Annotated in this window: 10 protein-coding genes; 4 read left to right on the forward strand and 6 right to left on the reverse strand. The window is 66.9% G+C overall.

Features of this window, described 5'->3' with window-relative positions:
• The first annotated feature begins 11 nt into the window (after positions 1-11).
• Both MBENS4_RS13780 and clpB read left to right on the forward strand, forming a co-directional pair.
• Complete coding sequence (locus MBENS4_RS13780; protein WP_039391416.1) at positions 12-767, forward strand: DUF4197 family protein; 756 nt, start codon at positions 12-14, stop codon at positions 765-767.
• A gap of 233 nt (positions 768-1,000) precedes the next feature.
• Positions 1,001-3,580 (forward strand): ATP-dependent chaperone ClpB, encoded by a 2,580-nt coding sequence (gene clpB / locus MBENS4_RS13785; RefSeq protein WP_039391418.1) that lies wholly within the window; start codon positions 1,001-1,003, stop codon positions 3,578-3,580.
• Between the two features lie 131 nt (positions 3,581-3,711).
• Here clpB and MBENS4_RS13790 read toward each other — a convergent pair whose 3' ends face one another.
• From MBENS4_RS13790 to MBENS4_RS13800, 3 genes are all read right to left on the reverse strand, one after another.
• The gene (locus tag MBENS4_RS13790) at positions 3,712-6,705 is read right to left on the reverse strand and encodes a TonB-dependent receptor domain-containing protein (protein ID WP_052322286.1); all 2,994 of its coding nucleotides are present in this window, start codon (positions 6,703-6,705) and stop codon (positions 3,712-3,714) included.
• A 357-nt stretch (positions 6,706-7,062) separates the two neighbouring features.
• Complete coding sequence (locus MBENS4_RS24195) at positions 7,063-7,692, reverse strand: hypothetical protein (RefSeq protein ID WP_052322287.1); 630 nt, start codon at positions 7,690-7,692, stop codon at positions 7,063-7,065.
• A 109-nt stretch (positions 7,693-7,801) separates the two neighbouring features.
• Positions 7,802-8,578 carry a 2OG-Fe(II) oxygenase gene (locus MBENS4_RS13800; RefSeq protein ID WP_242404904.1) on the reverse strand — a complete coding sequence of 259 codons (777 nt, stop codon included), beginning with the start codon at positions 8,576-8,578 and terminating at the stop codon, positions 7,802-7,804.
• A gap of 61 nt (positions 8,579-8,639) precedes the next feature.
• On the opposite strand from MBENS4_RS13800, the gene MBENS4_RS13805 reads away from it, so the two are divergent.
• Positions 8,640-9,371, forward strand: coding sequence for a 2OG-Fe(II) oxygenase (locus MBENS4_RS13805; protein WP_039391419.1), 732 nt, complete (start codon positions 8,640-8,642; stop codon positions 9,369-9,371).
• The gene (locus MBENS4_RS13810) at positions 9,368-11,086 is read left to right on the forward strand and encodes a putative 2OG-Fe(II) oxygenase (protein WP_084592089.1); all 1,719 of its coding nucleotides are present in this window, start codon (positions 9,368-9,370) and stop codon (positions 11,084-11,086) included. Before MBENS4_RS13805 ends, MBENS4_RS13810 begins: the two co-directional genes overlap by 4 nt.
• Positions 11,087-11,382: 296 nt before the next feature.
• Here MBENS4_RS13810 and MBENS4_RS13815 read toward each other — a convergent pair whose 3' ends face one another.
• The 3 genes from MBENS4_RS13815 to MBENS4_RS13825 form a co-directional block, all read right to left on the reverse strand.
• The gene (locus MBENS4_RS13815) at positions 11,383-12,348 is read right to left on the reverse strand and encodes a glycerophosphodiester phosphodiesterase family protein (RefSeq protein ID WP_052322288.1); all 966 of its coding nucleotides are present in this window, start codon (positions 12,346-12,348) and stop codon (positions 11,383-11,385) included.
• A 378-nt stretch (positions 12,349-12,726) separates the two neighbouring features.
• A complete protein-coding gene (gene mtnP, locus MBENS4_RS13820) occupies positions 12,727-13,617 on the reverse strand; it encodes an S-methyl-5'-thioadenosine phosphorylase (protein ID WP_052322289.1) in 891 nt (296 codons plus the stop codon).
• A complete protein-coding gene (locus MBENS4_RS13825) occupies positions 13,607-14,164 on the reverse strand; it encodes a TetR family transcriptional regulator (protein WP_242404905.1) in 558 nt (185 codons plus the stop codon). Before MBENS4_RS13825 ends, mtnP begins: the two co-directional genes overlap by 11 nt.
• Between the last annotated feature and the right edge of the window lie 55 nt (positions 14,165-14,219).

The following is a 14,219-nucleotide window of genomic DNA, read 5'->3' on the forward strand; positions in this document are numbered from 1 at the left end:
GAGGAGTGGATATGGACCGGGACGCGAAGGCGCCGATGTGGAACCGCCGAGGGCTGCTGCGCAGGGGCGCGGGCTGGGGACTTGCGGGCCTGGGAGCCGGATTGGGTATGGGCCTGGCCTATCCGGCAAACGCGCAGGGGCTCGGCGGGACGCTGACGGGGCTGCTGGTCCAGGCCAGCGACAGCTCGCTCGACAAGCTGGCGCGGCCCGGCGCGTTCTACGACGACCCGGACGTGCGCATCGACCTGCCGCTGATCGGCGGACTCCTGGGCGGAAAATCCGGCACCAGGGGCGGCTTCGGGCAGGGGGTCGGCGCGATCCTGGGCGCGGGCAGCCCGCTCGATCTCACCGGCGGGCTGGTGCGCGCGGTGAACGATGCGGCGGGCGTCGCGGCGGGGGCGGCCAAGCCGGTCTTCCGCACCGCGATCCGCGACCTCGACGTGACCGACGTTCCGGGCATCGCCTCGCGCTCCGACGGGGCGACGCGTTATCTGCGCACGAGCGCGGGCGAGGAGCTGCACGGCGCGCTGCGCCCGCTCGTCGATGATGGGCTCGAAGAGGTCGGCGCCTACCGCCAGCTCGACCGCCTGACGACATCGTCGCGGCTGGTGAAAAGCGCCGGGCTCACCCGCGACGCGCTGGGCGGCTCGGTGACCGAACAGGCGCTCGACGGGATCTTTGCCTACATCGGCCGCGAGGAGGCGAACCTGCGGGCCGATCCCCTGAAGCCGCTGGGCGGTTTGCTGCGCGGGGTTCTCGGGCAGTAGTAAGTGGATTTTCAAGGGGCCATCGCCCCTTGACCCCCGAACTGTCCAGCGCACCTTTCTCACGCAGCGAGGCGTGCGAGGCGCGGGCTGGCCAACTTTTGGCTGATTTGATCCCGGGCAATTGAATTGGCCGGAAAAGCGCCCAGATAAAGCCATGGAAAATTTTGGTGGGGCATCCCTTGTGTTGCAAAATTGCGACACCATATCCGGGGTGTCAGGAGGCAAAACAGACCATGAATCTCGAAAAGTTCACCGACCGCGCGAAGGGCTTCCTTCAGGCCGCGCAGACCGTGGCCATCCGCAACAACCATCAGCGCATCAGCCCCGAGCACATCGCCAAGGCTCTGCTCGAAGATGGCGAGGGTATGGCCGCGGGGCTGATCCAGCGCGCCGGTGGCAATCCCAAGATTGCGGAAAGTGCGATCGACAAGGCGCTGGCCAGGATGCCCGCCGTGTCGGGCTCGGGCGCGCAGGCGACCCCGGGGCTCGACAACGATGCGGTGCGCCTGCTCGACCAGGCCGAGCAGCTCGCCACCAAGTCGGGCGACAGCTATGTGACGGTGGAGCGCATCCTGCTCGCGCTGGTGCTGGCCGCCACCACCGAGGCGGGCAAGGCGCTGGCCTCGGCCAACCTCACCGCACAGGCGCTGGAGGGGGCGATCACCGAACTGCGCGGCGGGCGCACGGCGGACAACGCCTCGGCCGAGAACGCCTATGACGCGATGAAGAAGTACGCGCGCGATCTCACGCAGGCCGCCAAGGACGGCAAGCTCGACCCGGTCATCGGCCGTGACGAGGAGATCCGTCGCACCGTCCAGATCCTCGCGCGCCGCACCAAGAACAATCCCGTCCTGATCGGCGATCCGGGCGTGGGCAAGACCGCCATCGCGGAAGGCCTTGCGCTGCGCATCGCCAACGGCGACGTGCCCGACAGCCTCAAGGACCGCACGCTGATGGCGCTCGACATGGGCGCGCTGATTGCGGGCGCGAAGTACCGGGGCGAGTTCGAGGAGCGCCTGAAGGCCGTGCTCGACGAGGTGAAGGGCGCCGAAGGCCAGATCATCCTGTTCATCGACGAGATGCACACGCTGATCGGCGCGGGCGCCTCGGAAGGCTCGATGGATGCGGGCAACCTCCTGAAGCCCGCGCTCGCACGCGGCGAACTGCACTGCATCGGCGCGACCACGCTCGACGAATACCAGAAGTACGTCGAGAAGGACGCGGCCCTCCAGCGCCGGTTCCAGCCCGTCTTCATTGGTGAGCCCACGGTCGAGGACACCGTCTCGATCCTGCGCGGCATCAAGGAGAAGTACGAGCTGCACCACGGCGTGCGCATCACCGACGGCGCGCTGGTGGCGGCCGCGACCCTCTCCAACCGCTACATCACCAACCGCTTCCTGCCCGACAAGGCGATCGACCTCATGGACGAGGCCGCAAGCCGCATCCGCATGGAAGTGGAGAGCAAGCCGGAAGAGATCGAGAAGCTCGACCGCCGCATCATCCAGCTCAAGATCGAGGAGCAGGCGCTCGCCAAGGAGAACGACAGCGCGTCGGCCGACCGTCTCGTCACCTTGCGCGAGGAGCTGGCCAACCTCGAACAGCAGTCGAGCGAGCTGACCACCCGCTGGCAGAACGAGCGCGACAAGATCGCCGCCGAAGGCAAGATCAAGGAGAGCCTCGACAAGGCACGCACCGACCTCGATCAGGCGCAGCGTTCGGGCGATCTCGCCCGTGCGGGCGAGCTGTCCTACGGCACCATCCCCTCGCTGGAACGCCAGCTGGCCGAGGCGCAGGCCCAGTCGGCCAACGCGCTCCTGCGCGAGGAAGTGACCGAGGACGACATCGCGGGCGTGGTGTCGAAGTGGACCGGCGTGCCGGTCGACAAGATGCTGGAAGGCGAGCGCGAGAAGCTCCTCAAGATGGAGGAAGTGCTGGGCAAGCGCGTGATCGGGCAGCGCCAGGCGGTGCAGGCCGTCTCCAAGGCGGTGCGCCGTGCGCGCGCCGGCCTGCAGGACCCCAATCGTCCGCTCGGCTCGTTCCTGTTCCTCGGCCCCACGGGCGTGGGCAAGACCGAGCTCACCAAGGCGCTCGCCGAATTCCTGTTCGACGATGACAGCGCGATGGTGCGCATCGACATGTCCGAGTTCATGGAGAAGCACGCGGTCGCCCGCCTGATCGGCGCGCCTCCGGGCTACGTGGGCTACGAGGAAGGCGGCGTCCTGACCGAGGCCGTGCGGCGCCGTCCCTACCAGGTCGTGCTCTTCGACGAGGTGGAAAAGGCCCACCCCGATGTCTTCAACGTCCTGCTGCAGGTGCTCGACGACGGGCGCCTGACCGACGGGCAGGGGCGCCAGGTGGACTTCACCAATACGCTGATCATCCTGACCTCGAACCTGGGCAGCCAGTTCCTGACGCAAATCGAGGACGGCAAGGACGTCGAAAGCGTCGAGCCCCAGGTGATGGACGTGGTGCGCGGGCATTTTCGCCCTGAGTTCCTCAACCGCCTGGACGAGGTCATCATGTTCCATAGGCTGGGCCAGGACCACATGGGACCGATCGTCGATATCCAGGTGGCGCGGGTGCAGAAGCTGCTCAAGGACCGCAAGATCGTGCTCGACCTGTCGGACGCCGCCAAGGCCTGGCTGGGCCGGGTGGGCTACGATCCGGTCTATGGTGCGCGGCCTTTGAAGCGCGCGGTGCAGAAGTACCTGCAGGACCCGCTCGCCGAGAAGCTGCTGGCGGGTGAGATCCCCGACGGTTCACAGCTTGCCATCGGCGATGGTGACGGCGCGTTGACGATCACGGTTGAGTAAGAAGGATGATTCAAGGGGCCATCGCCCCTTGGACCCCCAGGCTGCCGACCGCACCTTTCTCTTCTGACCCAAAAGAAAGGGCCCCGGGATCGCTCCCGGGGCCCTTTTCGTTGTGCCGTGCGGCGCGGCTATCAGAAGCGCGCGGTCACGCCGACCTTGTAGTAACGGCCCATGAAGCCGCTCCAGTAGGTGTCGAGGCCGCCACCGGCGGGTGCCGGGTAAGGCGCGTTGGTGTCGAACACGTTGTCGACCATCAGGCGCAGGGTGTAGTCCTCGTTGATGTCGTAGCTGATCGAGCTGTTGACGAAGGCCACCGCCGGACGGGTCGGGTACTCGTAGGTGTTCGCCGAAGCGTCGGGATCGCGCTCGGCCTTCCCGATGTACTGCACCTGCGTGTAGGCCGTGAAGGGCCCGTTCATGTAGCTGGCGTTCACCGTGAACTGGTGCTTCGAGTAGCCGATGCCGCCACGCGAAGTGGAGAGGTCACCCGTGCCGATGCGCGTTTCAAGCGTATCGATGTACTGGTACGAGGCGCCCAGCTGGATCGCGCTGTTGGCGCCCAGGAACGGGGTCTCGGTGAAGTAGTGCAGTTCGCCGATCAGGCCCTTGTACTTGTACGAGGCCGCGTTGAGGTAGCCGGTGCGGATGAATTCCACCTGGCCGTCCGCGTCGCGGTCGATCTGGTCGCAGGCCGAGCTCGGGAAGCTGGTCGCATCGTAGCAGGCTTCCAGCGTGCCATCGGCATCGACGCTGACGATCGCGTTCTTCAGGTTCACGCTGACCCAGTCCACCGCGAGCGAGAAGCCGGGCAGGAAGGTCGGGGTGAAGATACCGCCGATGGTCCAGCTGTCGGCGGTCTCGTTCTCGAGGCTGGTGTTGCCCGAAAGCGAGCCGCGCGAGGTGAAGTCGACGATGTTCGAGGTGAAGTCGGCGGGAAGACCGTCGGCCGCACAGTTCGCCGCACGGTTGGCCGGGTTGGGGCCTGCGGTGATGAAGCGCGCATCGCACGGATCGTCGGCGGTGGTGAAGATCTGGCTCGTCGGGTTGTAGAGCTCGGTGATCGCGGGCGCGCGGATCGAGCGCGTGAAGTTGCCGCGAATGCCGAAGTCCTTGAGGAAGTTGACCTTACCACCTGCGGTCCAGGTGAGGTCGCCGCCCGCCAGCGAGTTGTCGACGTAGCGCCCGGCGCCGTGCAGCTCGGCCGAGTACAGGAACGGAACGTTCATGTCGGGCGAGATGAGCGGAACCTGGAGTTCGCCGAAGACTTCGTTGGTGTGGTAGCTGCCGCGGACCGGATCGATCGGGATCGAGCGGCCGTACTGGGTGCGCGCGCCATCGGGATCGTTGGGGTCGACCGCGCCGTAGAAGAAGGCGCCCGGATCGAAGTCCGACTTCTCGTTGCGGTGCTCGTAGCCCAGCGCGAAGCCGACGCCGCCTGCGGGCAGGTCGAACAGCGTGCCGGTGATGTCGGCGGTGACCATCCACTGCTCGTTGAGCGCGGTGGGGTGCGCGGTCGTGGTGATGTACTCACCCACTTCCGGACCGTTCTGGTTGCCGAACGGGTTGAACGGGACACAGGTGGCCGAACCGGTCTGGATCGGCGAGTTGGTGTAGCCGTCCTGGCAGCCGGCCAGCGCGTTCTCGAAGTTCTGCTGAACCAGCTCGCGGCTCGAACCCTTGGTCTTGGAACGGCCGTAGTTGCCGATCACTTCCCAGGAGATGTCGCGGCCCGCGACGTTGAAGTCACCCTCAAGACCGCCGGTGATGCGGTAGAGTTCCACCGTCGAGCTGCCACGGCCCGAGACGAGGTCGGTGTTGGCACGGCCCAGGTAGAAGTAGTCCTGGCCCTCGGGCAGCTGCGCGGCGATGGTCTGGCGCGCGGCGTCGTTGAGGAACGGGTTCGACAGCGGGATGATGAGGTTGCCGTCGGGATCGCCCGCGTCGCCGAACAGCCAGGTGTTGTAGACCGGCTGGGTGCGCAGTTCGGTGCCCTTCGAGCGGGCGTAGTTGAAGTCGACCGTGGCCTTGATGCCGTCGGTCAGCTCGTAGTCGGCGTGGGCGTAGCCCAGGTAACGCTCGACCGGCGAAAGCAGGTTCGAGAGCGGGACCAGGCTCATGCCGTTGCCGCCGGCCGACGCGGTGGCGCCGTGCACGGTGCCGAAGTCGATCGGGGCAAGGTTGCCGTTGCGGTCGAAGCCGAGCGTGTTGCCCTGCGCGTCGAGGATGCCGTAGTTCTGGCCCGGCGCGCCGAGCGGGCCGAGATCACCGGGGATGATGTCGATGGTGGTGGGCAGGCCGTAGGGGCTCAGCGCCGGGATGCGACGATCCTCGATGATGACCTGGCTGTAGGGCGAATCCTCGATCGGCGAGGTGTAGAACAGGCCTGCCGCGGTGCGCTTGCGTGCCTCGTAGGTCATGCCCTCGGTGCGGTTGTATTCGAACGCGCCCACGATGTGGCCACGCCCGCCACCGAAGCTGGTGCCCGCCAGCGCGCCGAGGCGGTGGTTGGCGCCGTCGCCGCGCTTGGACAGGCCGGTCTGCGCGTTGAGCTCGATGCCCTCGTAGTCCTGCTTGAGCAGGATGTTGACGGTGCCCGCGATCGCGTCGGCGCCGTAGATCGGTGCGCCGCCCACGGCGATGGTCTCGATGCGGTCGAGCGCGAGGGTCGGCAGCGTGTTGAGGTCGACCTGCGAACCGGCGGCGGAGGGGCCGAAGATCGAGGCGGTGTTCGAGCTGACGAAGCGGCGGCTGTTGACGAGGGTCAGCGTGCGCTGCGAGCCCAGGCCGAAGAAGTTGATGAAGCTCTGGCCCGAACCGAAGCTGCCACCCTGGCCGCCCGTGGGGCTGGCGCCGGGGGTGCCGAAGGCGGGAACCGTGCTCAGCGCGTCGGCGATGTTGGTGAGGCCGCGCTTCTGCAGAAGCTCGCTGTCGATGATGATCGACGGCTCGTAGGTGTCGGCGTTGGTGCGCGCGATGCGCGAGCCGGTCACGATGATGGCGTTGTCCGGGCTCTCGTCGGCGGCGACGGGAGCGCTATCCTGCGCGAGGACGGGGGTGGCGCTCAGCGCAACGGTCGTCAGACACGTCGCCCCGATCAGCGCGGTGCGCATGATGTTGGTCTTCAATGGTTTGCCCCTTGTTTTACACATACGCTGCGGGCGCTCGCCGGCACCGTGCGGTGCTGGGTCGGCAAGCGAAACGGAGTAGGAGGGCTACCCCCTCGCAGCGTCGGGGGAGGGATCGCGCCGATGGCGCTCCGGGGCAACTCCTAAGACAATTGACTTAGAACATTTCATAAGTGGTGTAATAAAGTTGCCACACTCGGGTGGTTGGCAGTGTGCTGTACTGCCCATTTTGTGTTTCTGAATGTACAAACTGTGCAACTTTACGCATCGCTGAGCGTTTGATGACGGGTTTTGTTGCACGCGCGCGAAATCTTCATGGGCGGCCAGCCTCCCGCCAGGTACGCGCGCGGCTGCCCGTCAGCGCACGCGGTGCGCCTTGACCCCCATGTGGCCGTTGAGCCGCATCCAGTAGGTGCCAAAGGCCGCCGCCTCGAATTCCACGCTGTCGCCCACCTTGGGGGCCGATGCGCTGCGGCGCTTGGTGGTGGTCTCCCAGACCGCATCGGCCTCGGCAATGGTCACGCGGTAGTAGCCGCGCGGAAGGCCCTCGACCTTCGTGATCGTCGAGACGAGGGTGTCCTCGTCGCCATCGCGGGCTTCTTCCTCGCTGTCCGCTTCGGCGGTTTCGGCCTTGGCGCTGCGGGTCTTGGAGAAGATCGCGATCTCGGGCACGGCAAAGCCATAGAGCGAACGGCGCACCTGGCGGGCCTCGTCCTCGTCGACGATGGCGACCGCGCCGGTATCGCTCGCCGCCAGGAGTGCGGCGCTCTCCTTGTCAAAGCAGGCGAGGCGCGCGGCATCGTCACCCAGCGCGCGGCACTGGGCAAGCCCGCGCAGTGCGGCGGGCGGCTCGGCGCTCTCCTGCGCACCTGCGGCCAACGGCGTCAGGGCCAGGGCGGCGCCAAGCGCGGCGCCCAGCGTGACAGGCGTCGCGAAGGGCGTGGGCAGGCGCTTGGTGCGGGCAGGACGGGAGGTCTTGGCAGCCATCGGTCTTCAGGTCTCCTCGGCACGCGTGGCGGTGCCCTGGGAGGAGCATAGCAGCGGCCTGGGCAAAATGAAAAGGCGCATCATGTCGCGGAAAACGCGCCGGAAACGGTCACGCGGGCACAGTTCCCGTGCGCACCCATCCGGTGACCGCATAGCGCCGGTTGGGAGCCGCGCGGGTCACTTCGCTGACCGAATGGGCCTGGCCAACGCGGATGAGGTCGAGCGTGTTGAAGGCAGGCACGGCGATGCGTCCACTCTGGCCTGCGTCATGGAGCAGCAGCAGCCCGCCCCATTCCGCGCGCCAGGCCGGATTGAGGCCCAGCACGTAGGCGGCATGGCGTCGTTTGCCCGCCACCGCATCGTCGTGCGCGGTCAGAAAGTCGCCCGGCGCATAGGCGGTCCCTTGCGCGTCGGCGAAGGTAAGCGCCCCCTCGCCGGTGACCGCGCCCAGCAGCGCGCGCACGGGCGCCGAGGACATCCAGGTCGCGAAGCGGGCGAGCGTATCGGTGCTTTTGGCCCGCGCTTTGGCGCTGTCGGGGACGCGCAGGGCCTCGTAGCGGAACTGGAAGCCGCTGCGCGCGCCCGCGTAGACCGCATCGTCCATCGCCTTGGCCTGTTCGGGCGAGAAGCTCTTGCGGGTGGGCCGGTCGAGCTCGAAGCTCTTGTCGCCGCTGTTGATGACCTGGACCCAGTCCTCGCGGGCGCGCAGTTCGCGCCAGAGCGCCTCGGCGCAACTCTCTTCCAGGAAGTCCGTGAGGCGCGTGTGGCCGCCTTGCGCGAACTGGTCGGCCGCCGCCTTCGTGTCGAGAGCGGGATTGAGCGTGAAGGTCAGGGACGTGGAGGTCAGGGACATGGTCGGGTGCGCGGCTTCGTCTGTGATTTCCATCAATGCACATCGCCGGGCGGCTTGGGAAAGACGCGGTGCCTGTGCTACTTGCGGAGCCACGATGACGCTATCCCTCTTCGAGATCAATCCCGCGCTCGACCGCGCGGCCCTTCGCGCGAAATTCCTGGAGCATGGCCGGGTACAGGTGCGCGATTTCCTGAAGCCCGAGGCCGCGCAGACGATCCGCGGCGTTCTGGAAAGGGAGACCCCCTGGGGCCTTGCCTGCCAGGCTGGGGAGGAGCCGCACACTACGCTGCGCCCCGAACAGATCCAGGCGATGCGCCCTGAGGAGCGGCAGGCGCTGGCGCAGAAGATCTACGGCGCGGCGGCCCGGGGCGAATACGCGGTGCGCTTTGCCAACTACCCGATGCTCGAAGCCTACCTTCAGGGCTGGGACCGCAACGGCCCGCTCGCGCTCCTGCTCGAACACATCAACGATGCGCCCTTCCTGCAGCTGGCGCGCGATATCTGCGGCATCCCGGAGCTGCGCAAGGCCGACGCGCAGGCGACCCTGTTCGCGCCGGGCGACTTCCTGGGGCCCCACACCGACAGCCACGTCGCCGAGGGCTGGCGCGTCGCCTACGTGATGAACTTTGCGCAAGCGGACTGGCATCCCGACTGGGGTGGCTATCTCCACTTCCTTGATGAGGACGGCGATGTGGTCGAGGGCTGGCGCCCGCGCTTCAACGCGCTCAATCTGCTGCGCGTGCCGCAAAGCCACATGGTGAGCTATGTCGCGCCCTTCGCGCCCGCACGGCGTCTGGCCATCACCGGCTGGCTGCGCGACCGGTGAGCGCGCCGCTCGACATGGCGCGCATCGGCCAGTTGCGCGAAGCCGCGCTCAGCGCCGAGAAGGCGGGGCGCGCGGGCGAGGCGCAGGGCCTCTTCGATGCGGCGCTCGCGCTGGCACCCAGGGAGCCCCGGCTGCTCAACAGCGCCGGGGGCAGCGCGCTGCGGCTGGGCGATACGACACGTGCCGAGGCGCTCTATGCGCGTGCCTGCAAGGCCGCGCCGGGGGAGCTGGAATACGCGGTCAACCACGCCATCGTGCTCGAACAGCTGGACCGCGCGGGCGAGGCGGTGCGGCTTCTCCGGGGGCTTGAGGCGAAGGGGCGCCACGACGCGCGCTACTGGTCGACACGCGGTTCGGCCGAGCGGGCGAGCGGCGATCTGGCCGCCGCTTCGGCCAGTTACGAGGCGTGCCTGGCCCTTAACGCGGGGCATGTGCGCGGCCTGCATGGACGCGCACGCATCGCGCTCGAACGCGGCGAGGGGGATGCGAGCGCGCGCTACGCCAAGGCGCTCGCGGTCAACCAGGGCGATGCGAACCTGTGGCTGGGCCGCGCGATGGCGCTGGAAGCCGAAGGGCAGTTTGCCGAGGCGCGCCAGATCGCCGATGCGCTCTCGGCGCAGATGCCCGGCTGGCTCGATGTGCACCGCTACCTGGCCGAACTGCGCCTCAACACCGAGGAGGGCGCACTCCAGGACGGGCGCTTTGCCGACCACTACGCGGCGGCCAGCCGCGCGCTCCCGGGCAACGCCGGGCTCGCGCTGGCCTGGGTTGGCGCACTGAGCGGCGCGGACTGCACGGCCGAGGCGCACGCTGTGGGCGAGGATGCTCTGGCGCGCATGCCCGAGGACCCCGACGTGCGCGTGGCCGCCGCGAGCGCGGCGAGCGCGGCGAGCGATCTCGCGCGGGCCGATGCACTCTTTGCCGATCTGCCCGCGCGCGAAGGGCGTGCCGGCGTGCTCGCCCGGGTCGAGGAAGCGCGCCACCGCCTGCGCTGCCGTGACCCGGAACGCGCCGAGGCGCTGCTGGCGCGCGCGCTGGACGACGCGCCCCACGATGTCTCGGGCTGGGGGCTGCGCTCGCTGGCCTGGCGCATGCTGGACGACCCGCGCGAGGAATGGCTCCACGGCCAGCCGAACATGGTGCGCCGCCTGCCGCTCGCCATCTCCGATGACCAGTGGGACGAGATCAAGGCGCTGCTCCACGCGCTGCACGAAACCTCCTTCGTGCCGGTCGGCCAGTCGGTGCGCGGCGGCAGCCAGACGCGCGGCGGGCTCTTCGCGCGCACCGAGGCGCCGCTGAAAGTCCTGCACGATGCGATTCTGGAGGTGATCGAGACCTACCGGGCGGGCCTGCCCCCGTGCGACCCCGGCCATCCGCTGCTCGCGCGGCGCGACGAGGACCTGGCCATCGCAGGCTCGTGGTCGGTGCGGCTGGGCCCGGGCGGACGCCACACGGTCCATATCCACCCCCAGGGCGTGCTCTCCTCCGCGCTCTACATCGACCTGCCGCCACTTGCCGAGGATGCCCCCGGCGCAGGCTGCCTCGAAGTGGGCGGCGCACCGCCCGAAATGGGCCTCGACCTGCCCCCGCGCCAGATCGTGCCCCCGCTCGAAAAGCACCTGACGCTCTTCCCCAGCACGCTCTTCCACGGCACCGCGCCGTTTGCGCAAGGAAGGCGCATGACCGTGGCTTTCGACGTGGCGGTGCGGAGCTAAGGCTTACAGAGCTTTCGAGAAGGGCAGGGGAAAGGAAGAAGGAATTCCGAGGGCCATCGCCCTCGGGCTCCCCATACTGTCTGGCGCACCTTTCGCGCGCGGCCGTGACGCAGAGAGGTGAGGTCGCCCGTTTTGGGGTCAAGGGGCGATGGCCCCATGAAAAGAGGTCTTTCCAGTCTCCTTCGGTCGCTGTTCCCGATCAGGGACCGAAGGCCGCGCGGACACATTCGGCATCGGTTGGAACATCTGAAGTGGGGGAAAGCGGACGCGTACCTCCTCACCCTTGTTGGCCTTGGCTAGTTGCCAGCTGACGTGGCGTGATCCGTTCCCGGTCGTAGCTTCTTCCATGCCGGACCAACCTCCTCGATGCTGTCCGTCCAGATAATTCCACGAAACCCGTGAGGAATGGCGGCAAGATCAGCGGGGTCAGTAATACCAGGTGCACCATTTTCGCTTTGCACATCGCCAAGCAATATAACCTGAGTGTTGGAAGCCGACATCCTTTGAAGGAAACGATTGGGCCAGCCCCAGTAGAAGTTGCGCCATGCGATCGGCACGGCGATTACGCCGTCCTTGCATTCGGAAGGAACAGAGCCGGACCAGCCCAGCTTCGCATAGGCAATCGTGCAGGACTTCAAGGAAGCTTTGGAGAAAGCCCATCCGTCGGAAGTCAACTCTCGCCAGACACGGATCGGGCGCTCGTGACCGTAGACCATGATCTGTCGGCCAATGTCGATGTCGTGAGCCGTCAGGTAGGCGAATAGCTGCTCAGCTTCGCGAGAGGAACGGCTCTTGATGTTCAGGAGAAAGCGTCGATCGGGAAACGCCTCCAAGATTTCTGACAGGCTTGGCATCATCCCTATGCCTTCCCCCCGGAACGGGTATGACTTCCCGCCATCGGCCGTATAGCCCCAGCCTATATCCAGCGCTTTCAGCTCTGGCATCGAATGATCGCGGGTGACCCCGGTCCCATTGGTCCGACAATCGAGCGTCCAATCGTGAAAGACGGCGAAGTCACCATCCCTCGTCGGATGGATATCGATTTCCAGAATATCCGCACCCCTGTCGAAACTGGCAGCGATCGACGGGATCGTATTTTCCAGCAGGCGATTGGTTGGCGGGAAAATACGCGTTGCCGTGCAACTCTCTTTGTCGAGACCGGCTCTGTCATAAAGCTGATGCACCCCGCGATGGGCAAGCAGCAACGGTCGCCCTTCGGGGCTTGGTGCAAGCCATGACGCATTGGCGAAGTAAATCGCCATGACCACTATCAAGACGACGGCAACGCTTGATCGGAATATGAGTTTCGAGCGCGACTTTCCCTGCACGACGCCCCTACCTCAGTACGACTGAAAGGCTATAGCTTTAGAGAAGTCCTGAGATGAACGCATCCATTTCCTGAAAGAGGAATTGCGAATATCCCAAAGGAATGAAACTGGTCGTTCGCAGACCGGAAGCTTTTTTCGCGGCGAAGGGCTTGGCTCATGCCTCGCGAATGGCTGCTCTCGAGCAATGGAATTGAGGTGCTGGACGGGAATGTAGGGGCGTTGTCGGCCGTGATCGGTTGCCTGCGCTGTGCTCGACAGTTTGGGGAGCCCGAGGGCGATGGCCCTCGGAACATCTACCTTCTGGTTTCTGCCTCAGTCCTTCTCGCCGAACAGGCGGCAGGCGACGGCGTCGAGGCGGCGGACAAGGGCGGGGTCGCGCGCGTCGGGCGCGGTGATGAGCGCGTATTCGAGCGCGGTGTCGATGCCCACCGGCTCGCGCCGTTCGGGTAGTCCCCTGGCCAGTTCGCGCACGGTCTTGCGCGCGATTTCGGCGTTCTTGTGCATGACTTCGAGCACGTGGCTGACTTCCACGCCTTCTTCCTCCTCGCGCCAGCAGTCGTAGTCGGTGACCATGCCGAGCGTGGCGTAGGGGAGTTCGGCTTCGCGGGCGAGGCGCGCTTCGGGCATTGCGGTCATGCCGATCACGTCGGCGCCCCAGGCCTGGTACATCCGGCTTTCCGCGCGGCTGGAGAACTGCGGGCCTTCGATGCACACGTAGGTGCCCGTGGTGTGGACGTGGCCGCCCGCCAGGCTCGCGGCCTCGCCCAGCGCCTCGCGCAGGCGCGCGCAAGTGGGATCGGCCATCGAGACATGGGCGACGAGGCCGGTGCCGAAGAAGCTGTTGGTGCGCTGGCTGGTGCGGTCGATGAACTGGTCGACCATGACCATGTGCCCGGGCGCCATGTCCTCGCGCAGCGAGCCGATCGCCGAAAGCGAGACGACGTCGGTGACGCCGCAGCGCTTGAGGACGTCGATATTGGCGCGGTAGTTGATCTCGGACGGCGGGATCGCGTGGCCCGCGCCGTGGCGCGCAAGGAACGTGAAGCGCACGTTGCCGATGCGTCCGGTGGTGATCGGCCCGGACGGTTTTCCGAAGGGGCTGGCGACCTCGATCTCCTGCGCGTCCTCCAGTTCGATACCGGCCGCAAGACCCGATCCGCCAAGGACCCCGATGTGCCAGAACGGCGATTTTTCAGCGCGCAAGGATACCTGCCATGATGATGTCGAGAGTGTGTTCGCGATAGCGGTCGCGCAGGGTCTCGGTCAACGTGTCCTGGTCGAAGCAGTGCTTGAGCACCAGGCGCGCCGAGAAGAAGCGGTCGGCCGCCCCGGTCACGGTGAAGTAGAAAAGCTGCGGGTCGGTGGGGCGGAAGACCCCGGCCGCCACGCCGTCGCCGATCAGGCTTTCATAGGCGCGGTACATCGGCGAGAGATAGCAGTCGGCGATGCGCCGTGCCTCGGTATCGTCGCTCTCGCGGATGACGCGCATGGTCAGGCGGTTGAGGTAGGGCACCTCGTAGAAGGTGTCGACGACCTTGAGGATATGGCGCCGCAGCTTGGCCTCGGGCGCCCAGCCGTCCTTGGCGACCAGCGCGTCGACCGAGGTGACGATGGCCTCCCAGTCGCGGTCGAGGAGGGCCTTGAGCAGCCCCGCCTTGTTGCCGAAGTAGTACTTTACCAGCGCGGAATTGAGGCCTGAGCGCAGCGAGAGTTCGGAGAGCGAGATGTCGATGACATCGCCGTCGCGCATGATCGCGCTGGCCGTGTCGAGCAGTAGCGCCCGCGCGCCGGAGGGGCATTGAGAT

This window comes from Novosphingobium sp. MBES04 (genome assembly GCF_000813185.1).
GTDB classification, from domain to species: Bacteria; Pseudomonadota; Alphaproteobacteria; order Sphingomonadales; family Sphingomonadaceae; genus Novosphingobium; species Novosphingobium decolorationis.